We start from the raw sequence: 23746 nt of genomic DNA on the forward strand, positions 1-23746 counted from the left end.
GGACCTCCTCCTCCCTTGATATCCAGGAGATGAAATCGGAGCGGTCTGCTTTCGCGCAAAACTAGCGGGACACCGTTAAATACCGATTAATGATGATCTATAACTATCAATCCGGCTACAGATTTGTCGACAAAACCGTTGCAGGCGCACGCTTTGGCCCACCGCCCTGCCTCGAACCGGAAACGCTTATTTGCCACAGTGCCGATATTTCTGCGGTCGCGGAGCGATGTGGGCTTTCAACGGAACGGCATTCATTGTTATGGCGAGCTTGAAATATTTGTGTTGCAGGAGCGCCGATGACCAAAACCCTGAAATGCGACGTGCTGGTGATCGGCACCGGCATTGTCGGTTCCATGGCGGCGCTTTACCTGCAAAATGCCGGGCGTGAGGTCGTTCTTCTGGAGCGCGGCGAGGTTGCCCGGGGCGCAAGTTCCGGCAATGCCGGCATCCTTGCCTTTCCTGAAATCATTCCCATTCCCGCCCCCGGCATCATGAAAAAGGCGCCGCGCTGGCTTTTCGATCCGCTCGGCCCGCTCAGCGTGCCGCCCGCCTATGCGCCGAAGATCGCGCCCTGGCTGTGGCGTTTCTGGCGCGCCAGCGCCGAGCGCAACTTCCGCCACGGGCTGAGGGCGCTCAGCGAAATCAACCGGCTGGCGGCAACGGAAATGGCGCATGTCGCCGCCATGCCGGAGCTTGTCCCCTTCGTTTCGAAAATCGGCACGCTCGATCTTTACGACAGCGAGGCAAGCCTCAACGCCGCCCGCAAGGACTGGGATGAAAAGGAGCAGGCAGGCTTCTCTTCCCAGCGCGTTGGCCGCAACGAGATAGACGAGTTACAGCCGGGTCTTGCACCGCAATTTCGTCACGCCATATTCTCGCCGGACGGCCTGCAGGTCTCCGATCCCTACGATTTCACCCGCGCCATTTTCGATCTGGTGATTTCCCGTGGTGGAAGCCTGCGCAAGGGCGAGGCCGAACGCATCGACGCCGTCGGCGAAAGCACGATCGTGACGCTGGAAAACGGCGACAAGATCGATGCCGACAAGGTGGTGATCGCCTGCGGCGCGTGGTCGAAGAAACTTGCCGCAACGCTTGGCAACATAGTGCCGCTGGAAACCGAGCGCGGCTACAACACCACCCTGCCCGCCGGCGCTTTCAACCTGACGCGCCAGCTTTATTTCAACGACCACGGTTTCGTCGTAACCCCGCTTTCCTCGGGCATCCGCGTCGGCGGCGCTGTCGAACTGGGCGGACTGGAACTGAAGCCGAATTTCAAACGATCGGAAGCCATGCTGAAGAAGGCGGGACGTTTCCTGCCTGGCCTCAAGGTGGAAGGCGGACAGCAGTGGATGGGGTTCCGTCCTTCGATGCCGGATTGTCTTCCCGTCATCGGCACAGCCCGCAACACAACTTCCGTCATCTATGCCTTCGGCCACGGCCATCTGGGGCTGACGCAATCGGCAGCAACCGCGCGCCTCGTGACGCAGCTGGCAAGTGGCGAAGAGACTGCGATTTCGGCCGATCCGTTCCGTCCGGGACGCTTTTCCTGAGACAGGTGGCGGGTTGGATATCAGCCAGAATGTTTCCGGTTCAGGCGGAAGCGTCAGGCTATTTCACCTGCTGCATGGAATCTTCCGGAAACTCCACCTCGGCAAAGGACGGGTAAACCTTTCGCAGGATCGTTACCTGCTGCTGGTCGCTCACGCGCAGCAAATACCAGCCCGTACCGTCGATCAGCGCCAGTGTGTGGGACTTCGCTTCAATCGTCTGGCCTCCGGTTTCCATCACCGTTTTCGTCGGAATGAGCGCATAGGGCGTTCCGTCAGACGTCTGCTCCAGGCTGATCGCCTGCGTGTCCATGGTGAATTCGGTGATCTTGACTGCCGCGAGCGCCATTTGCATCTGTGTCGTCAGAGCGCTGCGCAATTGCCCGACAGAAACACCCGCATCCTGTGCAATGAACTCGAAGATTTTCGGCGGCACCGTCCGGCCTACGGTCTCGAAATCCTGCGCATTTAATGCCGCGCTGAAACGCTCTATCTGCGTATGCAGTTTGTCCTGTTCAGACGGCGAAAGATCGCGCGACAAAGCGGGATATGACAGCGCCGCCAGCAAAAACAGACAGGATAACAGGCGTTTCATTGCATGGCCCTTCCGAACATGGCGTTTCCGGCTGACCAACATCGCCATGTTCCGGCCGGGAAACGCTCGTGAACGGAATTCAGCGCAGAAGAATGAAGCCTGCGGCCGAGAGGACGAGGAACACGATGAGACCGCCAAGGAAACCCACCGAGGTAAAGAAACCGGCGACCATCGCCAGCATCAGCACGCACAGCAACATGGTGCCGTATTTCGTCATGGCCAGAAAAGCGTTATAGGTCTTTTCGTGCTCGGCGTAGTTCATCTCGGCGCCAACTTCGACTGGACCCGTATGGTGTTCGCTCATTTCCGCTTCCCCTTTATCTCCATCCGCCATACCCGCCGCACAAGACGATTTGCTCGCCGACGATCACGGGTCCATGACGGATTCTCCGGAGCCAGAGGTAACATGAAGTCGGAGAAAAGTGCAATGGATCATTGCCTCCACGTTGCTTGTCGCAGCCGTGGAAAAGTGAAATTTAATAGGCCGTGAAAGACCGATGCTGTAGCGCACAGGGTAAAATCCGTGCACGATAAATTGTAGCAGGCGCTGCCGGGAGGGATTGCCAGAGGAGGGGTAAGCCGTTCGGAGTTGCTTTTTGAAATGCAGTTCAATAAGCACCTGCAAACAAGAAAACATCGGACTTGCTTGGCAACAGGGCATAAGCCGTCAATAAAAAATGCTGCGGTCCGGACCTTGGTTCTGGTCCTGAGGAGGGGAAAGTGAAATTTTTATTGGGAATAAGCCGTGCCGTTGATGCGGTCACCACGGTTATAGGGCAATCTGTGTCCTGGTTGTTGCTGGCGGCGGTGCTGATCAGCGCAACCAATGCGGTCGTTCGCAAGGTATTCGACATGTCGTCGAACGCATGGCTTGAGGTGCAATGGTATTTATACGGCACTGTTTTTATGCTTGCGGCGGCGTATGCGCTTCTTAAGAACGAGCATGTGCGGATCGACGTCCTGTCCTCCACATGGTCGAAGCGCACGCGTGATATCGTCGATTTCGTCCTTCACATCATTTTCCTCGTCCCCTTTGCCGGGTTGATGACCTATCTGGCCTGGCCTTGGTTCTGGAATTCCTTCAACTCCGGTGAAGTGTCGTCCAATGCCGGCGGCCTGATCATCTGGCCTGCCAAATTTGTCGTGCTGCTGGGCTTCGCCCTGCTTCTGGTCCAGGCGTTTTCGGAAATCATCAAGCGATATGCGGTGATCGCCGGATACATGGCCGATCCGCGCGAAACGGCGCTGTCGGAGCACGAAGCAGAAACCAACGGCACGGCAGGAAACTGACATGATAGATCTGATCGCGCATAATCTGCCGCTGGTAATGTTCAGCAGCGTGATGCTGATGCTGTTGCTCGGTTATCCCGTTGCCTTCACGCTTGCCGCCGGCGGCCTCATCTATTTCGTGGTGGGCGTGGAACTGTCCTGGATTTCTCCAGAAATCCGCCTGTTCTGGCCCTTGCTGCAATCCCATCCGGAACGCATTTACGGGATCATGTACAACGACACGCTGCTGTCGATCCCGTTCTTCACCTTCATGGGCATCATTCTCGAGCGTTCCCGCATGGCGGAGGACCTTCTCGATACGATCGGCCAGCTTTTCGGCCCGATCCGCGGCGGCCTCGCCTATGCCGTCATTCTCGTCGGCGCGCTGCTGGGCGCCACGACCGGCGTGGTGGCGGCCTCCGTCATGGCGATGGGCCTCATCTCACTGCCGATCATGATGCGTTACGGTTATAACCGCCCACTCGTCGCCGGCACCATCGCCGCTTCGGGCACGCTCGCGCAGATCGTGCCGCCGTCCCTGGTTCTGATCGTCATGGCCGACCAGCTCGGCCGCTCCGTCGGAGACATGTATGTCGGCGCGCTTTATCCGGCGCTTCTGATCATTGCCACCTACTGCGCTTATATCTTTGCGATTTCAATTTTCAAACCGGACATGGTGCCTGCTCTTCCAAAGGAAGCACGCACGCTCGGTAACGGCGTTACATCGCTTCTCGTGATGATCGCGCTTTCGGTGGCGCTTTATTTCCTCGGGATGCATGTGCTCTTCGCCGGCGTTGCAAGCCCGGAATGGCGGCTCGTTGCCGCGCTGGCCTTTGCCGTCCTGGCGGTTTATCTCGTTGCCCTGTTTAACAGCGCGGTGAGCAAGAAGGTCATCTCGCGTCTGGCTGAACAGGTAATCGTCGTTCTGGTGCCGCCGCTGGCACTGATCTTCCTTGTTCTCGGAACCATCTTCCTCGGCATCGCCACACCGACCGAAGGCGGTGCGATGGGCGCCACCGGCGCACTCATCCTCGCACTCGCCAAAGGCAGACTTTCGGTTGCGACGGTAAAGAATGCGCTGGATGCGACCACCAAACTCTCCGCCTTCGTCATGATGATCCTCATCGGCGCCCGCGTTTTCGGTCTCACCTTCTACGGCATCAACGGTAACGTCTGGATCGAGGAATTGCTGCTTGCCCTGCCTGGCGGGGAATACGGCTTCCTGGTCGTCGTCACGATCATCATTTTCATTCTCGGCTGCTTTCTCGATTTCTTCGAGATCGCCTTCATCATGGTGCCGTTGCTCGCTCCCGTGGCCGACAAGCTCGGCATAGACCTGGTCTGGTTCGGCATCATTCTCGGCATCAACCTGCAAACCTCGTTCCTGACGCCGCCCTTCGGTTTTTCACTGTTCTTCCTGCGTTCCATCGCCCCGAATTCCACCTGGGTGGACAAGGTCACCGGCAAAAGGATGCCGGGCGTGAAGACGACGGAAATCTACAAGGGTGTGTTTCCCTATATCGTCATCCAGTTCGCGATGATCCTGGTCGTCATCGCATTCCCCGGCCTGGTCATGACCTACAAGAGCGGCCACAGCACAGTCGATCCCAATACCGTCAAGATCGAGATACCGGGCGGCCCCGGAAGCGGCGGACTTTCCCTTCCCCCGCTTGGCGGCGGTACTTCACCGCAGCAACCCTCCATGGGCCTTCCACCGCTGAACCTGGGCGGGCCAGCCCCGGCAGCCCCGCAGGCGCCGGCCCTCGGTCTGCCGCCGCTCGATCTGGGCGGCCCGCAAAACGGACAGCAGCAACCGGCACAGCCCGACCTCGGCCAGCCGCCGAAGATCGGTCCGTAAACGCCGGCTTGCCGAACGGCCCGCGAATGCAATGTTCCCAAGGGATGGCGAAGCCTGCGGCCTCGCCATCCCTCATGACACATGCAAGCCCTACCGCGCGGCTGCACCCTCGGAAAATCGCACAACAAAAACCCCGGAGACCGAAATCTCCGGGGTTTTTGCCGGTCCGCCTTGACCGCATAATCAGAGCTTGCCGTTACGCTGCTGGATCATCATGAATGTATCGAACGTATACTCCGAAAGCTGCATCCAGAGATAACCCTCGCGCTTGAAGGCCACCTGATCCTCGTAGATCTTCTTGAAGTCAGGGTTGGATGCCGAAATATTGGCGTAGACTTCCAACGCAGCCTTGTAGCAGGCTTCGAGGATTTCCTGGCTGAATGGACGCAAGACGGCCCCTTCCGCAACAAGCTGCCGCACCGCTGTCGGGTTTTTGGCGTCATATTTCGCCATCATATTGGTGTTGGCAAAGGCACAGGCGTCCTGCAGCACCGTCTGATAGTGCTTCGGCAGGCTGTTCCACTTGTCCAGATTGACGAAGGAGTGGATGACCGGGCCGCCTTCCCAGAAGGCCGGGTAATAATAATATTTCGCAACCTTGTAGAAACCGAGCTTGTGGTCATCATAGGGACCGACCCATTCGGCAGCGTCGATGGTGCCTTTTTCCAGCGCCGGATAGATGTCGCCGCCAGCGATCTGCTGCGGCACGACGCCGAGCTTTTCCACCACCTTGCCGGCCAGACCGGCAATGCGCATCTTCACGCCCTTGAAGTCGTCGACGGTGTTGATTTCCTTGCGGAACCAGCCGCCCATCTGCGCGCCGGTATTGCCTGATATCATGCCGTAGAGATTGTGCTTGGCGTAAAACTCGTTGAGCAGTTTGTTGCCATTGCCCTCGTAGAACCAGGAATTGGTCAACCGGGCATTAAGGCCGAAGGGTATCGCCGTACCGATGGCGAAGGTCGGATCCTTGCCGACGTAATAATAGGAGCAGGTATGGCACATTTCCACCGTGCCTGATGACACGGCATCGGCCGCCTGCAGGCCGGGGACGATTTCGCCGGCGGCGAAAGTCTGGATGGTGAAATTGCCGTCCGTGGCGGCGGCGACATGCTTGGAAATATCCTCTGCGCCGCCATAGATCGTGTCGAGCGATTTCGGAAACGACGACGTCAGACGCCAGGTGATCTTTGTATTCTGTTGTGCAATGGCAGGCGCGGCAAGAGCCGTAGCAGCTCCCGCAAGCGCACCTTTTTTCATAAAGGAACGGCGATCCATCTATATCCTCCCAGATATGAACGCTGCCTGCAGCTTGAATTTCCCCTTTGCTGTTCAGGCATCAAGGCGAAGTATGCACGGTCCCGCCTTGCTGACAAGCACCCTCGCCAAGAATAAACCGCCGAAAAACCGGCCCTTTCGAGAATTTTTCGGAAGGGCCGGTACTATTCTGTTTGCAACTGAAAAGGCTTCATCCCGCCTCATACTTTAGGCGGATACATCGTGGAGGCATCACCAAACGCATGCTTGACTTGGCCCGTCGGCAGTCGCACATATTTTCGGAGATTCGCCGCCCGGAGCCGCCATGCCAAAACCCATCATCGCCGTTCCCGCCGACATCCGGCATTTCGCCGGAGCCGACTGGCACGCCGCCCAGAACCAGTATCTTTCCGCCGCGCTGAAGGTGGCCGGTGTCATGTCTTTCATCGTTCCGGCCTTCGAGGACGGCAATGAGGTCGACGCCATCCTCGACCGGGTCGATGGCCTGCTCGTGTCCGGTTCGGCCACCAATGTGCACCCTTCCCTCTACGGAAAAGAGGCGCAGGAGAGCGACGGACCATTCGATCCGGCCCGCGACGCCACCAGCCTGCCGCTTATCCGCCGCGCGCTGGAACGCGGCATTCCAATGCTTGCCATCTGTCGCGGCATTCAGGAGCTGAACGTGGCGCTGGGCGGTACCCTTGCTTCCGAAATACAGGAACAGCCCGGCATCTGGGACCACCGCAAGCCAGAACATGACGACCGCGACGTGTCGTTCGCCATTCGCCAGCCCGTGCAGGTGCGCGAAGGCTCCTGTATTGCGCAACATCTCGGCGTATCGGGCGAAATCCAGATCAATTCGCTGCATCGGCAGGCGATTGCTGAAACGGCGCCACGCCTGCAGGTGGAGGCGACGGCGGCGGACGGCACCATCGAGGCCGTTTCCGTGATCGACGCCAAGGGCTTTGCCGTTGGTGTGCAATGGCATCCGGAATATTGGGCCGAGACGGATGCCCCCTCGCGAGCCTTGTTCGAGGCCTTCGGCAAGGCTGTTTACGAGTACCGAAACAGCAAGGCCTGAAACCGGCCTCTTTCCTCCAACGCAAATCAAGCCTTCATCGCCAGGGCATAAAAAAAAGGGGCAAGCCTGAAAGCTTGCCCCAAGTCCGGGAGGAGGAGTGTTTAGCGCTTTGCGCGTTTCTTCTGTCGGTAAACGTCGGCGACGACGGCGGCCACGATGATCAGACCTTTGACGATCTCCTGGTAATAGGCATCGACCCTGAGGAACGTGAAACCGGATGTCATGACGCCGAGAATGATGGTGCCGATCACCGTTCCGGTGATGCGGCCAGCACCGCCGGCGAGCGAAGTGCCGCCGATAACGGCTGCGGCGATAGCGTCGAGTTCATACATCACGCCCATGCCGGCCTGCGCCGTCTGTGCACGGGCAGCGGTGACGACGCCGGCAAGACCGGCCAGCATGCCGGCAATGGCATAGACCTTGATCAGATGCGCCTCGATATTGATACCGGAAACGCGGGCGGCCTGCTGGTTGGCGCCGATGGCATAGGTGAACTTGCCATAACGCGTGTAACGCAGCGCGACATGGAAAATGACGGCAACGACGAGGAAAACCACGACCGGCCACACGCCCGTGCCGATGAAGGTGAAACCATCGGTCAGGCCGGAGATCGGCTGACCCTTCGTGTACCATTTGGAAAGACCGCGCGCCGTCACCATCATGCCAAGCGTTGCGATGAAGGGCGGGATTTTCGTGCGCGCGATAAGTTGCCCGTTGATAAAACCGGCCAAAGCGCCCGCCAAAATGCCGACAGCCAGCGGCATGAAGAAAGGCAGATCGGTAAGACCCGGATAAAGCGCGCGCGGCCACGTGGAGGATTGCCCCACACTGGCGGATAACATCGCTGTCAGGCCGACCACCGAACCGGAAGACAGATCGATGCCGCCGGTGATGATGACCTGCGTGACGCCGACGGCGATGATGCCGATGACCGACACCTGCAGGATCATGATCGTCAGGCGCTGCTGGTTCATCAGAAAGCTCTGGCCGATGAAAATCCAGCCGAGTATTTCATAAACCAGCGCGATGCCGATCAGCACGAAAAGTATATTTGCTTCCGGCGGTATGCGCCGATGCGGCTTGCGTCCGGATTTTGCATCCAACTCTGCGTTGGCGGCGGCGTTCGTAGTCATAGTCATTCCTCCTCGAAAAATCCCGGCGCGCCTCACCGCGATGCGAGATCCATCACCTTCACCTGTGTGGCTTCACTTCTGTCAAGGAAACCCGTCACGCGACCTTCATGCATGACCATGATACGGTCGCTCATGCCCAAAACCTCCGGCATTTCGGAGGAAATCATGATGACGGCGACGCCATTTCGTGCCATCTCGCAGACCAGCTTGTGAATTTCCGCCTTGGCCCCGACATCGATGCCGCGCGTCGGCTCGTCCAGAATGAGAATACGCGGCTTGGTCAGCATCCAGCGGCCGATCAGCACTTTCTGCTGGTTGCCGCCTGACAGATTTTCGATACGCTCGTAAAGATTGGGCGTCTTGACCCGCAGCTTGCGGCACATGTCCTCGCAGGCTTCGGACAGCGCGTTTTCCTGCACGAAGCCATTGGCGACATATTTGTCCTGCAGGACGGCGATCTGCATGTTCTCCAGAATATTGAGGATCAGCAGGCACCCGGTATCCTTGCGGTCTTCCGTCAGGAACGCCATACGGTGGCGGATCGCCTCCGTCGGGCTCATGATCGAGACTGGTTTGCCGTTGATTTCTACGGTGCCCGAAGAGGCCGGCGTAACGCCGAACACCGTTTCCGCCACATTCGAGCGACCCGAGCCCACCAGACCCGCAACGCCTAAAATTTCCCCGGCGCGGACATCGAACGAAACATCGTGGAACACACCCTTGAGCGTCAGGTTTTTAACCGACAGCACCACGTCGCCGATCGGAACCTCTTCCTTCGGGAACATCTGGGTGATTTCGCGGCCCACCATCATGTGGATGATGTCGTCACGCGTCACATCGGTGGAAGCGTGGGTGCCGATATATTTGCCGTCGCGGAAGACGGAAAATTCATCGGCGATCTCGAACAGCTCGTTCATCTTGTGGGTGATGTAGACGATGCCGATACCGCGTTCCCTGAGGTCACGGATGATGCGGAAAAGATGCTCGACCTCGCGTTCCGTCAATGCCGAGGTTGGTTCGTCCATGATGAGAACGTCGGAATCGTAAGAAACCGCCTTGGCGATCTCGACCATCTGGCGGCTCGCAACCGATAGCTCGCCGACGCGCATCTCCGGATCGAGATCGATACCGAGCCTTTCGAGCAGCGTCTGGGTGCGACGATACATTTCGCCATGGTCGATAAAGCCCAGCCGGTTTTTCGGCTCGCGGCGTATCCAGATGTTTTCCGCCACCGTCATATAAGCCATCAGATTGAGTTCCTGATGGATCATCGCGATGCCGTTTTCGAGCGCGTCGAGCGGTGAATCGAGACGTATCGCAGCGCCCTTCAGGCGAATTTCGCCGACGTCCGGCTGATAGATACCCGCGAGAATCTTCATCAGCGTCGATTTGCCGGCACCATTCTCGCCCATCAGCGCGTGCACGGTGCCGCGCTTGAGATGGAACGAAACATCATCGAGCGCGACGACGCCGGGAAACTCCTTGCGTATGCCGTCCGCCGCGAGAAGATATTCTGCATTCGGCACTGCGCCACTGGCGCGCACGGCGGCCATTGTCGATGGACTGACGACCATCTCATCCTCCACGATAGACAAAAATGACCGGAGAACGGCTCTGCCAAACGGCGTGGCTCCCCGGGGAGGTTTACAGCGCCATGTCGATCACGACACAAAAAGGCGCTGTAACAATTTGAATTCACTGAAATTCTACTATCATGCTTCGGCCCGGAGCCTGGCGTTCCGGTTACCGTCCATATCCGGCATTTGCTTCCGGGATTGGTTTAAGCGGTCGCAAATGCCGGTAGTGGATCGTCAGTTCTTGGCTACGTAGTCCTTGACGTTTTCCGGCGTGACTAGCTGGAAGGGAATGTAGACCTTCTTCTCAACCTTGTCGCCCTTGACGAGCTTCAGCGCGGCATCGAGAGCGCCCTTGCCCTGGCCGGCCGCGTCCTGGAACACCGTCACGTCGAGATCGCCCGCCTGCATGGCGGCAAGGGCGTCCTGCGTGGCGTCCACACCGGCAACTACATAGTCCTTCATGTCCTTGCCAGCGGCCTTCAGCGCCTGAACGGCACCGATCGCCATTTCATCATTATTGGCGATGACGGCGTTGAACTCGATACCGCTGGACAGCCAGTTGGTGACGAGGTCGGAACCCTGGGTGCGCTGCCAATTGGCGGTCTGTTCTTCCACCACGGAAATGCCCTTACATTCATCGGTCTTCAGAACATCGTGAACGGCCTGCGTGCGCATGCGTGCGCCCTGATTGGACAGTTCGCCCATCATGATCACGGCCTTGCCCTTGCCACCGAGAAGCCGGCAGACTTCCTTGGTTTCGAGCGTGCCCGCCACCGTTTCTTCCGATGCCACAAAGGCCTGGCCGTCCGGCAGGTTATCCACGTTCACCGGCTGACGGTTCACGTAAACCAGCGGAATCTTGGCCTCAGTGGCGAGTTTCGACATTGCCGCCGTCGCATCCGTATCAACCGGATTGACGATGATCGCGTCGACCTTGGAGGCGATAAAGTTCTGGATCTGGCTCTGCTGCTTGGCAACGTCGTTCTGCGCGTCCTCAACTTGCAGTGTGACGCCTTTCAGTCCCTTGGAATAATCCTGCATGCCGTTGCGCAGCACAGTCAGGAAGTTGTCGTCGAACAGGGCCATCGAAACACCGACGGTCTCGGCATGTGCCGCCGTGCCCAAAAGCACAGATATGGCCGCACTGATAATAAGCTTTTTCATTATTTTCTCCTCCTCGGTGTCCGGCGCCACCTCTCCCAGCCGGAAACGGACCCGAAAGTCCGCCGCTAACTCCTCACAGTCAGAAAACGGAATAATGAAACCGAAATTCTTATGTTCGATATATTTATTCCATTTTTAGCTCGAACGTCAATGCTTTCTTCGTCGCCACGGGACAAGGCGGCAAACAAAGCGGTGATGATCAGGGGATTATGGCTCATGCTCTTGCTGAGCACTTTCACGGAAGTCGCTGGGCGGCCTGTGATAAAGCTTCACGGACAGACAGGAAGAGTGGGTTGGGCGCGAAAAACCCCCGCCGCGCCTTATCGGTGAAAACCGGGCATTACATCCGCCGGAATGGGACAGACATAGTCGCTGCCTTCGGTTTTCTCCGGCCATTCTTTGTGGGGCTCTGGCTACCAGTTCGGGCGAGGTCGTCAGCGAAAGACCCGTCAAGGCATACGTTTGGCGGCCTGCGCCATAGCCTTGTGGGTGGCCGGACTTTGCCCTGCGCCACCACCCGTCAGATGAGCGGATTGGTTCCGATCACCCGTTACAATTCCACCTCATAAACCCTGTCGTGGGTGGCGACACGGGCCTCTCCTGAAGGCGTCACCCAGCCCCGGAACATGCCGGGCGTATTATAGGGCGCGGCAATGCCACCTTCGGCATCGATCGCGACAAGACCGGCACCGATATCGTAGGGCGCCAGATCCTTATGGACGAGATTGCCGGCGGCGGTCTCCAGATCTTGCCCAAGATAGGCGACGCGGGACGCGATCTCATGGCCGACGACGTAGCGGATGAAAAACTCACCCTTACCGGTGCCGGAAACCGCACAGGCGCCGTCGCGTGCGTAGGTCCCTGCCCCGATCACCGGGCTGTCACCCACCCGGCCATCCGGCTTGTTGGTATATCCGCCTGTGGAGGTCGCTGCTGCGAGATGTCCCGCCGCATCGAGCGCCACGGCACCGACGGTTCCGTGTTTTTCGTTTTCTGTCGCTTCGGTTCCTGTCGCGGCATGGACCTTCATGGCCGCCAGCGCCTCGACCCGCTTTTGCGTGGTGAAATAGGACTGAGGCTCCGTGGCAAGCTTCTTCTCCTGCGCAAACCGGTCAGCCGCTTCGCCGGTAAGATAGACCGCACGTTCATCCACCATGAGCGCACGTGCCGCCTTCACCGGGTTTCGGATGGCGCGGGACGCACTGATCGCGCCCGCCGCCAGGGTCTTGCCGTCCATGATCGACGCGTCGAGTTCGTGAATGCCATTCTCGTTGAGCGCCGCCCCATGGCCTGCGTTGAAATGCGGGCTATCCTCCATGACGATGACGGCCGCTTCAACCGCTTCCAGCGCCGTTCCGCCAGCCTTGAGCACACCATAACCGGCACGCAGCGCCGCCGCCAGATCGTGGCGCGCAGCCTCCCATTCCTCCGGCGTCATGCTGTCTTCCGGCATCACGCCGCAACCGCCGTGAATGGCCAATGCGATCTTCGTCATGTCCTCACTCCACTGTCGCCCCGCCGCCGGCCGGGCCTCTTATCGTCAATGAAAGGCGATATCGCCGATGACCCGTACCCGTACCCGCCGAGCGCCGCCCGGCAGATAGGCGATGGGAATATCCTCCACCTCAAGGGTCTTGAGGCTCGCGCGCTCTGCTCCCGAAGCGACCGCCGCGTTCTGCGCTTCGGTCTCGGCTTTCGCAAGGGCCTCGTCGCGGCTCAATCCGGAAAAGACCTGATCCACTTCGCCCGAAACCTGCGCCATCGCCGCACCGAGCGCATTGGCAACGCCTGCATTTTCCACCCGCAGTACCTCGGATGCGCCCGGAACCCGCTCCGGTATCAGGAATGCCCCGCCGCCGACCGCAACCAGCGGCACGTCTTCGGCCGAAGTCTTCATCTGGTCGAAACTGTCAGCCACCATGTCGCGGATACGGCCGAGCGTCGCCTGTACGAATGCCAGATCGAGGTCCTTCACACGTTCCCTGTCGCCCATCTCGATCAAGCCTGCGGCCACCGCAATATCCGATGTCGTCAGTGTCTCGCCGCCGAAAACGCGGGCTTCGGTCAGGATGCGATACCCCACCGAGCGCGGGCCTATCTTACCTGTCTGCGGGTCGACAATGGTGCCGCCACCAAGTGCGATCGGCAGAAGATCGGGCATGCGGAACAGGGTACGTACTCCGCCAATATGGACGATATTGTTTGCCTCACGCGGAAAACCACCGACAAGGCAACCGATATCGGAGGTGGTGCCGCCAACATCCACCACCATGGCATCGGAAAGCCCGGTGAGGAAGGCCGCGCCGCGCATCGAGTTGGTGGGGCCGGAGGCGAAGCTGTGCACGGGATTTGCGGCAGCCACATCCGCCAGCGCCACGGTACCGTCGTTCTGGGTCAGATAGAACGGCGCCTTCACACCCGCTTCGCGCAGTGCATCCGAAAATGCCTGTACCGTGGTCTTGCCCAATGTCTGCAAGGTGGCATTCAGAAGTGCGACGTTCTCGCGCTCCAGCAGCCCGATGCGTCCGAGCGTGTGGGAAAGCGTGATGCGTGCATCGGGGATCACCGAACGGACGATCTCCGCCGCCCTCACCTCGCACTCCGTCGTCAACGGCGAGAAGGTCGCGGAAATGGCGATGGAGGTGATGCCCGCATCGCGGATTTTCATCGCCGCTTCACGGGTTTCGTCCGGGATCATCGGCACCAGCGGGCTGCCATCATATTCATGGCCGCCATGAACCATGAAGATCAGCGGATCGACAGCGTCATGGAGGTCTTTCGGCCAGTCGCACATGGGCGGCAGCGAAGAACCGGTCGGCAGCGCGATGCGAATGGCCGCAACCCGCTCCAGCCGGGCGCGCTCCACCACCGCATTGGTGAAATGCGTCGTACCGATCATCACCGCCTCGATCGGGCGATCCGCCACACCGACATGGCCCGCCACGTGGCTCAGTGCCGCCTTCACGCCGGACAAGACATCCTGCGTGGTCGGAACCTTGATGGAGGCGACGATCGTGTCTCCATCGATCAGAACGGCATCCGTATTGGTGCCGCCAACGTCAATACCGATGCGTTTCATGGGAATACCGATTTGAAGTCAATGTCATAACCGAAGGCACGCGGGCCGACGGCGGCGATACCCGCGGGCGTCGTCAAGAGTTCCGGCGCCGGCAGGGCGACAACCGTGACGCGCTGGCCGTACCGCACCGATTCCGTGCCGATGGCGCTGCCCGAAACGGTGTCGAGAAGGCAAAGCAGATCCGGCGTCATGGCGACCGGCTGGCCATCGCGGAAGGCGACCGCCCATTCGTTCTGGAAGGCGAGTTCCAGGCGCGAGCCTCTGTCGGCGTCGATGCCTTCAATGGTGGTGCTGCCGCGCAGGAAGCCGCCGGTAGTCTCGCGGGCGACATCCACCACCTTGCCACGGAAGAGATGCTTGCCGCCCTCATGGTCGAGAACCGCCTGAACAGGATCGTCATGGCGCGCACGCGCCTCCATCACCGCACGCCCGAGTTCGGTCGCCTTGGTGACGGTATAGTGGATGCCCCACTCCTTCACTTCCTTGCCGGTGCGCGGCGCCTTGCAGGTCGCGGCGGTGGAGCCGACTTCGGTGCAGACCTTGCGCGAGATGCGTTCCATCCATTTCCAGGAGGCAGCACGCGTCACGATCACCTCATTGTCGCGTACATCGACCAGCGAAAGCGGAAACATCGGCAGGTTGCCGATTGCGAAGGATGTCATCTGCGCTTCGGGATAAGCGCGTCCCATCGCATCCGCATTGACGACCGGCCGGTCGAGCATGGCGGCGGCGAGGAAAGACGACAGCGCGTTCGAACCGCCGATCTCGACGCTCATGATCGCCCGGAATGGCTTGCCGAGGTAATCTTCCATGACCTCCACCGCGCGGGCAAGATGAACGGGGTCTCCCAGCCGCTCCTGGCCGACAAGCGGCGCGCCCATCTTGGACACGACGGCCACCATATCGTCGTCGGCAAGCGCCATAGGGTCCATGACCTTTACCCGCCGCCCTTCGGCATAAAGACGGCGCAGATTGAGCGTCGAGATATAGGGATTGCCTCCCCCGCCCGTTCCCAAAATCCAGGCACCGGTGGCAAGAGGTTCGATATCGTCTTCGGAAAATTCCTGGATCATGCGTCATCCTCGAGCATCCCGCAGCCGTTACGGCGCATATGGGTCGCTCTATCCCTTTGAAATCACACGTTTGACCGGCCCCGCCTGTGGCGGAGCCGGATTTTCATAACGAGGCGATCACTCCGCCTTGCAGTCCCAGTGGAAGTTGGAGAAGTTCAGGTCCCAGCTCTGCATGGGAATGAATTCGTAACCCTGAAGGCACTTGTTCGCCGCATAACGGCGGTTCGGTGCAACCGCCCAGACATCCGGCTGAAGATCGGCGATCTTGGTCTGCATTTCCTTGTAGGTGGCGTTCTGCACGCCGACATCGGTCGTGGAACGAACCTTGTCGATCAGCCCGTCGATTTCCGCATTCTGCAACCATTCCATCGACATCCAGGTGCCAGAAGCCTTGGAATGATACTGGTTGTAGAACATCGAATCCGGCGACGGATAGGTGGGCGAGATATTCACCTGCGTCGATGCGGGCGTCGTCTCGGGCTTGGAGGAAAGCTCGACGATGCGGTTCCACGGCTCCGGCTTGATATCGAGCGTGATGCCGATCTGCTCGAGGCTGGACTGCAAAAGCAGCGCCACTTCCGCCTCGAAGGCCAGCGAAGCGACATAGCTGTTGACGAGCGTGATCTTCTGGCCGGCATATTTCGACTTCGCCAGCTCTTCCTTCGCCTTTTCCAGATCGTAGACGCCGGGCTGGATATCGCCGTTATGCGCGTCCTTGAAAGCGTCGGAGAGCGGTCCCTGCATGTCGAAACCGGGATAGATCACTTCCTGGATCGTTTTGTAATCCGTCGCATAGGCAATGGCGCGGCGAACGTGAACGTCGTCGGTCGGGTAGACCTTGGTATTCAGCTTGATGACGAAGCCGCCAGCCGTGCGGGTCTGGATCAGCTTGTAACCCTTCATCCGGCCGATGGATTCGTAGGTGTCGTTGCCAAGCCCGTGCGAGGAAAGGCCAAGCTCGCCCTTTTCCGCGAGCGCCTTGACGGTGGCGTCGTCGCTCGTCTGGACGAAGCGCACTTCGTCGATCGGCTTGCCCTTGGTCCAGCCGAGGAAATAATCCGCATTGCGGGCGATGACCATATCGGCCGAGCGGTTGTAGCTGACGAGCTTATAGGGGCCAGAACCGGCGGAATGTTCGCCGACATAGGCCTCACCCCATTTGTCTTCGGGCTTGGCATTGGCTTCGATCAGCGTCTTGTTCAGCGCCATCATCAGCGGCGTGGCGGCCATGAACGGCGAGAACTGGCGCTCGATCTTCATGACAAGCGTCGCATCGTCAGGTGCGGTGACGTTTTCGGGCTTCAGCACGCCGACGATGAGGTTCGACGGACCCTTGTTGATGCCGAGCAGGCGCTGCACCGACCAGACGAGATCGGCAGCCTTCACCGCCGTGCCATCCTCAAACTTCGCGTCGTCGCGAAGATGGAAGGTATAGGTCAGGCCGTCTTCAGAAATATCCCAGGACTTCGCCAGATGCGGCACGATTTCGCCCTTGGCGTTCACCGTGGTCAGGCCGTCATACATGTTCACGATGGCCATGTAGCCGGTGTAGTCAGTCACCTTCGCCGGGTCGAGTGAGCTGAATATCTGCATGGTATTGACCGCGACCGAAACCTTGTCTTCCGCAAAAGCAGCGGAAGGAACAAGCGGCAGCGCGATTGCCGTGCCGAGCGCAAGCACGGCAAGGCGGGAAGAAAGTCCTGGCATTTTCATTGTCGTTCTCCTCTTTATTGCGGGTCATTTGCCCGCTTATGGTTAGGCAGCCTTGCTGACCGGTACGGGCAGCGGTGAGAAAGGAATTTCCGGGTAACCGAACGCCGCCGGTCCAACGACCTCAAGCGCGCGGGCGCTGCGCAGAAGATCGTGGCAGGGGATCGCGACCACGGCCACGCGCTGGCCATAACGCAGGACTTCGGTGGTGATCGGATAACCGGTATCGACATCAAGCAGGACGATCAGGTCCGGCACGGTCACTTCCACCTTGCCGTCACGGCGGAACAGCAGGAATTCGTTCTGGATCGCCACGCTCGCCGTCTGGCCGGAGCAATCGTCAAAACCGGAAAGTTCGACATCGCCGACGGCGAAACCGCCGCGCAGATGGCGCTTCAGATCGGTGATCTTGCCGTTGAAGATGCGTCGTCCGCCTTCAAGCGCGCAGATCGCCGCAATCGGGTCTTCCTGCTGCTTGCGGGCGCGGATCACCGCCTCGCCGAGCGCGATCGCCTTGGTGTAGGTTTTCGGAATGCCGTACTGGTGCACGTAGTGGGCCTGCATCGGCGCAGTCGCCAGCATTGCGCCGCCGCCCTGCGAAACGACGCAGGCGCGGGCCATGCGCTCGTGCCAGACCTCGGAAACGGCGTGGCTGAAGATCACGGCATTGCCGTGCAGGTCGCACATTACCGATGGTGTCGAACTATGCCCATAGATGGAGAAGGTCGTCATCTGCATCTCGGGGAAAGCCCGGCCCATGCCGTCGCAATCGAGGATCGGCAGGCCACCCAGCGCCGCCGTCACCAGCGGGTTCATGGAGTTCGAGCCGCCAATTTCCTCGCAGACGATTGCGTCAACCGGCGTGCGGATCAGCTCTTCCATGGCGCGCAGGCAACGCAGGCCTTCACGGCCCTCGCGGATGCGCTCCACGCCGACCACGGGCGCGCCGATGCCGCCGATGGACATGCAGAGCGCATCCGGCTCGATGGCGTCGGTCGCAAGGATCTTCATCTCGTAACCGGCTTTCATGGCCTCGAGTGCAAGCAGCTTGCCCAGATAGGGATTGCCGCCACCGCCCGTGCCGAGAATACCGGCACCGATTTCCAGCGCGTCGAGATCCTCCCGCGTCAGCGTACGCAATGCCGCCTCGTCATATTTCAGCTTGCGCGTCTCAGCCATGATTGGCTCCCATTTCTCCAACGACTTTCACATGAATGCGGGTGGCATTGCCGGGCAGATAGGCAAGCGGCATATCCTCGCGCTCGATGACTTCCAGCGTCTCGGCCAATGCGCCTGCCGCAATCGCCTTCTCGCGTGCCTCGGCCTCGGCCTCGGCAAGTGCGCTTTCACGCGTACGGCCCTCGACCAGCGAGAAGACGCGGTCCGTTTCGCCGCTGATCTGCGCGATCGCCGCGCCGACGGCATTCGCCACCGCGAAATTCTCGGGGCGGATGACGTCCAGTTCGCCGATGCGATCAGGGATGAGAATGGAGCCGCCGCCAACGGCGATCACCGGCACCGGCGAAGACGAGATCCGGCTGCGTTCCACACATGCCTCGAGCATGTCATTGATCTTTTTCACCGCAGCATCCACCAGTCGCTTGTCGAGAGTGGAAACCAGCGCCTTCTCACCCACATCCGCCTTGCCGGATGCGACGGCGATATCGGTTGCGGTCAGGGTCGTGCCGCCAAAGCAGAGCGCTTCGCGGCGGACGCGGTAACCAACCGATTTCGGGCCGACGGTGAGGCCATGGTCACCATTGACCACCAGCGAGCCGCCACCGAGACCGATGGAGAACACATCCGGCATGCGGAAATTGGTGCGCACGCCGCCAATATCCACCGTCGTGGAAGCCTGGCGCGGAAAGCCATGCGACAGCGAGCCGACATCGGTGGTGGTGCCACCGACATCGACCACAACGGCATCCTTGAGGCCGGTGAGGAAGGCCGCGCCGCGCATGGAGTTCGTCGGACCCGAGGCGAAGGTGAGTACCGGGAAGCCGCGCACGACGTCAGCCGCCATCAGCGTGCCGTCGTTCTGGGTGATGTAGAAGGGGCATGTTATGCCCGCTGCCTTCAACGCCTCGCCGAAAGCGGCGACGGTGCGGTCGGCAAGCGACAGAAGGCTGGCATTCATGATCGCCGCGCTTTCACGAGCGAGCAGGCCGTGCCGGCCGATATCCTTGGACATGACCACCGGCAGACCGGGGCAACGCTCCTGAAGGATTTCCTTCACCCGCACTTCCATCGCATCGTTGATGCCGCTGAAAACACAGGTGACGGCGGCTGCCTTCAGGCCCTTGGCGCGGATATCGGCGGCGATGCGGACAATCTCGTCCTCATCGAGCGGTGAGAGTTCGCGGCCGTCGAATTCGTAACCGCCCCGAACCTGGTAACCGTGGTTGCCGACGATTTCCCTGAGATCATCCGGCCAGTCGACCATCGGCGGCAGGCCGGCGCCGGATGGCAGGCCGAGCCGGATGGCGGCGACCTCGTCCATATGTCGCCGCTCGATCACCGCATTGGTGAAATGCGTGGTGCCGATCATCACGGCGCCAATGCGCGCCCTGTCGATGCCCGACGCCTCGATCACCTTTTCAAGGGCTTCGATGACACCGGACGTCACATCCTCGGTGGTGGAGGCCTTCACCCCCGCCAGAACGATCTTTTCCTGTAACACAACGGCATCGGTATTTGTGCCGCCGACGTCAATTCCAACGCGATACACGTCAGGCTCCTCTTTCATCAATCGGTCGTTTTGACGAGGAAGCGCATACGCTCTTCCTCCGTCACGGTGGGTTTCAGACGTTCTTCCTCGTCGGTGACGACGGGGATCGCCGCGATCAGCGCGCGGGTATAGGGATGCTTCGGCTCAGCGAAGACGGCCGAGGTCACCCCTTCCTCGACGATCTCGCCACGCAGCATGACGGCGATGCGCGAGCAGAAATTGCGCATCAGCGACAGGTCGTGCGAGATCATCAGATAGGTCAGGCCAAGCTCCTCGCGCAGCTGCAGCAAAAGGTCGATCACCGTCTTCTGCACGGAGACATCAAGCGCCGCCGTCGGCTCGTCGAGGATGAGGATTTTTGGTTCGGCCGCCAGCGCACGGGCAATGGCTACACGCTGCTTCTGGCCGCCGGACAGTTCATGCGGGTATTTGCCGAGATAGGATTGCGGCAACCGCACCAGCCCCATTAGTTCCTGCATCCGGTTTTCGCGCGCCTCGCCGCCCATGCCGATGGATTTCAGCGGCAGGCTAAGCGTCTGCCTGACGGTGCGCTTCGGATTGAGGGAGGTGCCCGGATTTTGATAGACGATCTGCGTCAGCCGCTTGCCACGTTCCGGAGACGGGGCGTCAATGACGAGACTGCCGGAGGTCGGGCGCGAAAGGCCCATGATCATCCGGGCAACCGAGGTCTTGCCGGAACCGGATTCGCCCGCAAGGCCGAAAATCTCGCCGTCCTTCAGCGTCAGGTTCACATCGCGCACGGCATGGTAACCGTTGCGCCTGCCGTAAATCTTGTTCAGCCCTTCGATTGTGATGATCGGCGAGCGTTTGCTTTGCGCCAGATCCGTCACGCGCGGGCCGTAGAGCGGCGGCACCGCATCCAGCAGCGAACGTGTGTAATCCGCAGCGGGAGCATGCAGGATTTGCGCGCAGGGACCGGTCTCGACGATATCGCCATGGTGCATGACCACGACCCGGTCGGCCACCTTGCGCACGACGCCGAGATTGTGGGTGATCATCAGCAGCGCCATGTTTTCTTCGGCCACCAGCTGGTTGATGAGATTGAGAATTTCATCCTGCGTGGTCACATCAAGCGCGGTGCCGGGCTCATCGGCGATCAGGAGTTTGGGCTGATGCAGCAGCGCAAGCCCGATCAGCACGCGCTGGCGCATGCCGCCCGAAAGTTCTGACGGATAGGCATTCATGACCCGCTCGGTATCGCCAAGCTGCACGCGGCGCAGAACCGCCGCGATGCGGATGCGGCGCTCTGCCTTGGACGAGTTGATGCCGTCGCGCTTGTCGGCAAAGCGCATGACATCGTCGAGATGCGTGCCGATCTTGAAGACCGGATTGAAGGACGACAGCGGATCCTGCATGATCAGCGAAAACGCCGTTCCCTTGAGCGCCTCGCGTTCCCTTCGCGGCATGGCGAGCACATCCCGGCCGTCGATGACGATGGCCCCGGAAGTTATCGCAGCATTCTTTGGCAGCGTGCCGATGATCGTCTTGGCCGTGACCGATTTGCCCGATCCGGTTTCGCCGATCAGCGCCACGCGCTCGCCGGCGGCGACCGTGAAGGCGACATCGCGCAGCACCTGCCGCGTACGGCCATAATTGGTGAAAGTGACGTTGAGGTTTTCGACCTTGAGAAGCGGTTCAGTCATGGCTTTAGCTTTCCACGTCGAACATGTCACGCAGGCCGTCGCCCAGGAGATTGAAACCCAGCGTCACGTAAAGCACGGCCGCACCGGGGCAGAGGACTTCCCACCAGAAATCCGGCATGAACTGACGCCCGTTGACAACCATCGATCCGAGGTCGGGGGTCGGCGGCTTGACACCGAAACCGAGGAAGCTGAGCGTCGCACCGAAGAGGATGACGAAAGCCGCATCCAACGTCGTCTTGACGGAAATGACCGAGACGCAATTGGGCAGGATTTCGCGAAAGAGGATATGCAGCGGCCCGGCGCCGGCAAGACGCGCGGCTTCGATGTAATCCTCGGATGCGATGGACTTCGAGACCGAATAAATCAGCCGCGCATGCCAGGTCCACCACAGAAGCGTGATCGCGATCATGGCGTTCATCAGGGTGGGTTCCAGCAGATTGGAGACCGCCAGCGCCATGACGAGCGGCGGCATGGCCAGCATCACATTCGTCAGGCCGCTGATGATTTTCTCGGTCCAGCCACCGAAATAGCCGGCAGCCAGGCCGAGCACCGTGCCGACGGGAACCGAAATGCCCAGCACGCCGATGACGAGAAGAAGCGAGACCCTGAGCCCGAACACGGTGCGGGAGAAGATGTCGCGTCCGGCCTTGTCCGTGCCGAACCAGTGCTCCAGATCCGGGGGCATGTGGCGGGCGCGGAAATCGACCACCGCGCCGATATGTTTGGGATAGGGTGTGAGCCAGGGCGCGAAAATCGCCAGCACCAGCACCGACAGTAGAATCAGCGAACCGATGACCGCCGCCGGATTACGGCTGAAGCGGTACCACATCATGTAACCGGCGCTTAAGCCCCGATCGGTGGGTTCGAGCATTTTCATATCAGCCATCAGCGAGCCTCCTTGCGGCGCAGGCGCGGGTCGATGATCGAGATCAGGACATCAACGATCAGGTTCGCAACGATGAAGAACAGGCCAGCCACCAGCACCACGGCGGTTACGGCATTGAGGTCTTTCTGAAGGATGGAATTCAGCCCGTAGGAGGCGAAACCGCCCCAGGCGAAAACCATTTCGATCACGAAGGCGTTGCCGATCAGCGAGGCGAATTCGAGCCCCATGATCGTCAGCGGCGCGATGGAGGAAAGCTTCAGCAAATAACGGAAGATGATGACCCGCTCCGGCACGCCGAAGCTTTGCAGGGTGAGCACATGATCCTTGCGCTGGTTCTCGATCATCGAGGAGCGCGTGATGCGGGTGATCTGACCGATGCCGGCCATGGAAAGCGCAAATGCCGGCAGCGCAAGGTGTTTCAGCGCGTCCAGCACCACATCGAACCGTCCGGCAAGCGTCCCGTCGATCAGGATAAACCCCGTCGGACCGCCCTGCCAGCCAAGCGCATGATCGATCCTGCCGATGATCGGCCAGCCGGAGATAAAGCGGGCGGCCAGCAATTGCAGCGTGATGGCGAAGAGGAAGCTCGGGATCGTCACCCCGGTGAGCGAGAGGATGCGGCCGATATGATCGAGCGGCCGGTCGCGGTAATGCGCGGTGATGACGCCGAGCGGGATGGCGACGGCAAACATGAAGATGACCGATACCAGCACCAGTTCGACAGTGGCTGGAACGGTCTGCGCCAGATCGGTGGTGACGGGACGCTGGGAAACCAGCGAGAAACCGAGATCGCCGTGCAGGGCGTTGCTGATGTAGTCCACATATTGAGCGGCGAGCGGCTTGTCGAGACCCATCTCGCCGCGCAGCGCATCCACCTGTTCCTGCGTAGCGGCTGGACCCAGCGCCATGCGGGCGGGATCACCCGGCACCACGCGGGCCAGAACGAAAATCATGATGGACAGGGCGATCATGACCAGCACGAAAGCGCCGAGCCTGTTCAAAATCGCGACCAGCGGATGTTGCTGCATCAGTGGAACGTTCCTTGTGCATCAGTTGCCTGAGCACAATTTTTCACCGCACATCCTTTTGAACAATCGCCGAAAGGTATAGTTTTTTGATAAATGA

The 23746-nt window shown here is 60.0% G+C and carries 19 protein-coding genes and 1 pseudogene; 4 read left to right on the forward strand and 16 right to left on the reverse strand.

Annotated elements, in window-relative coordinates; all coding sequences use genetic code 11:
* The first annotated feature begins 296 nt into the window (after window positions 1–296).
* Window positions 297–1550 (forward strand): NAD(P)/FAD-dependent oxidoreductase, encoded by a 1254-nt coding sequence (locus QSK43_RS15790; RefSeq protein WP_332304225.1) that lies wholly within the window; start codon window positions 297–299, stop codon window positions 1548–1550.
* A 58-nt stretch (window positions 1551–1608) separates the two neighbouring features.
* Here the strand turns inward: QSK43_RS15790 and QSK43_RS15795 are convergent, their stop codons facing one another.
* Both QSK43_RS15795 and QSK43_RS15800 read right to left on the reverse strand, forming a co-directional pair.
* Window positions 1609–2142 (reverse strand): hypothetical protein, encoded by a 534-nt coding sequence (locus tag QSK43_RS15795; RefSeq protein WP_162484788.1) that lies wholly within the window; start codon window positions 2140–2142, stop codon window positions 1609–1611.
* Between the two features lie 79 nt (window positions 2143–2221).
* On the reverse strand, window positions 2222–2446 hold the full coding sequence (locus QSK43_RS15800; protein ID WP_045017681.1) for an aa3-type cytochrome c oxidase subunit IV: 225 nt from the start codon (window positions 2444–2446) through the stop codon (window positions 2222–2224).
* Between the two features lie 416 nt (window positions 2447–2862).
* Between QSK43_RS15800 and QSK43_RS15805 the strand changes: the two genes are divergently transcribed.
* Both QSK43_RS15805 and QSK43_RS15810 read left to right on the forward strand, forming a co-directional pair.
* Window positions 2863–3432: a TRAP transporter small permease subunit gene (locus QSK43_RS15805; RefSeq protein ID WP_234704224.1), complete on the forward strand. Its 570-nt coding sequence runs from the start codon at window positions 2863–2865 to the stop codon at window positions 3430–3432.
* 1 nt (window position 3433) lies between these two features.
* Window positions 3434–5269, forward strand: a complete 1836-nt coding sequence (locus QSK43_RS15810; protein WP_332304226.1) for a TRAP transporter large permease — start codon at window positions 3434–3436, stop codon at window positions 5267–5269.
* 183 nt (window positions 5270–5452) lie between these two features.
* On the opposite strand, the gene QSK43_RS15815 is transcribed toward QSK43_RS15810, so the two are convergent.
* Window positions 5453–6547: a TRAP transporter substrate-binding protein gene (locus QSK43_RS15815; RefSeq protein WP_332304227.1), complete on the reverse strand. Its 1095-nt coding sequence runs from the start codon at window positions 6545–6547 to the stop codon at window positions 5453–5455.
* A gap of 304 nt (window positions 6548–6851) precedes the next feature.
* Here QSK43_RS15815 and QSK43_RS15820 point away from each other — a divergent pair, with 304 nt between their 5' ends.
* A complete protein-coding gene (locus tag QSK43_RS15820) occupies window positions 6852–7607 on the forward strand; it encodes a gamma-glutamyl-gamma-aminobutyrate hydrolase family protein (RefSeq protein WP_332304228.1) in 756 nt (251 codons plus the stop codon).
* Between the two features lie 101 nt (window positions 7608–7708).
* Here the strand turns inward: QSK43_RS15820 and QSK43_RS15825 are convergent, their stop codons facing one another.
* From QSK43_RS15825 to QSK43_RS15885, 13 genes and pseudogenes are all read right to left on the reverse strand, one after another.
* Window positions 7709–8740: an ABC transporter permease gene (locus tag QSK43_RS15825; protein WP_332304229.1), complete on the reverse strand. Its 1032-nt coding sequence runs from the start codon at window positions 8738–8740 to the stop codon at window positions 7709–7711.
* A gap of 32 nt (window positions 8741–8772) precedes the next feature.
* On the reverse strand, window positions 8773–10314 hold the full coding sequence (locus QSK43_RS15830; RefSeq protein ID WP_332304230.1) for a sugar ABC transporter ATP-binding protein: 1542 nt from the start codon (window positions 10312–10314) through the stop codon (window positions 8773–8775).
* Between the two features lie 237 nt (window positions 10315–10551).
* Entirely contained in the window at window positions 10552–11481 is a 930-nt protein-coding gene (locus QSK43_RS15835; protein WP_332304231.1) for a sugar ABC transporter substrate-binding protein, read from the reverse strand.
* A gap of 320 nt (window positions 11482–11801) precedes the next feature.
* Window positions 11802–11987: pseudogene (locus QSK43_RS15840) on the reverse strand (amidohydrolase); the annotation flags it as partial.
* 44 nt (window positions 11988–12031) lie between these two features.
* Window positions 12032–12976, reverse strand: coding sequence for an isoaspartyl peptidase/L-asparaginase family protein (locus tag QSK43_RS15845; RefSeq protein WP_332304232.1), 945 nt, complete (start codon window positions 12974–12976; stop codon window positions 12032–12034).
* 45 nt (window positions 12977–13021) lie between these two features.
* Window positions 13022–14560 (reverse strand): hydantoinase/oxoprolinase family protein, encoded by a 1539-nt coding sequence (locus QSK43_RS15850; RefSeq protein ID WP_332304233.1) that lies wholly within the window; start codon window positions 14558–14560, stop codon window positions 13022–13024.
* Complete coding sequence (locus QSK43_RS15855) at window positions 14557–15633, reverse strand: DUF917 domain-containing protein (protein ID WP_045017659.1); 1077 nt, start codon at window positions 15631–15633, stop codon at window positions 14557–14559. Before QSK43_RS15855 ends, QSK43_RS15850 begins: the two co-directional genes overlap by 4 nt.
* A gap of 117 nt (window positions 15634–15750) precedes the next feature.
* Window positions 15751–17346, reverse strand: coding sequence for an ABC transporter substrate-binding protein (locus QSK43_RS15860; protein WP_332304234.1), 1596 nt, complete (start codon window positions 17344–17346; stop codon window positions 15751–15753).
* Between the two features lie 42 nt (window positions 17347–17388).
* Window positions 17389–18522: a DUF917 domain-containing protein gene (locus QSK43_RS15865; RefSeq protein ID WP_045017655.1), complete on the reverse strand. Its 1134-nt coding sequence runs from the start codon at window positions 18520–18522 to the stop codon at window positions 17389–17391.
* Window positions 18515–20071 carry a hydantoinase/oxoprolinase family protein gene (locus QSK43_RS15870; protein WP_332304235.1) on the reverse strand — a complete coding sequence of 519 codons (1557 nt, stop codon included), beginning with the start codon at window positions 20069–20071 and terminating at the stop codon, window positions 18515–18517. The genes QSK43_RS15865 and QSK43_RS15870 overlap by 8 nt, the downstream gene beginning before the upstream one ends.
* 17 nt (window positions 20072–20088) lie before the next feature.
* The gene (locus QSK43_RS15875; RefSeq protein ID WP_332304236.1) at window positions 20089–21735 is read right to left on the reverse strand and encodes an ABC transporter ATP-binding protein; all 1647 of its coding nucleotides are present in this window, start codon (window positions 21733–21735) and stop codon (window positions 20089–20091) included.
* 4 nt (window positions 21736–21739) lie between these two features.
* Window positions 21740–22621: an ABC transporter permease gene (locus QSK43_RS15880; RefSeq protein WP_332304237.1), complete on the reverse strand. Its 882-nt coding sequence runs from the start codon at window positions 22619–22621 to the stop codon at window positions 21740–21742.
* On the reverse strand, window positions 22621–23649 hold the full coding sequence (locus QSK43_RS15885; RefSeq protein WP_332304238.1) for an ABC transporter permease: 1029 nt from the start codon (window positions 23647–23649) through the stop codon (window positions 22621–22623). The genes QSK43_RS15880 and QSK43_RS15885 overlap by 1 nt, the downstream gene beginning before the upstream one ends.
* Between the last annotated feature and the right edge of the window lie 97 nt (window positions 23650–23746).

The sequence above is a fragment of the Rhizobium sp. GR12 genome (genome assembly GCF_036596185.1).
GTDB lineage: Bacteria > Pseudomonadota > Alphaproteobacteria > Rhizobiales > Rhizobiaceae > Agrobacterium > Agrobacterium nepotum.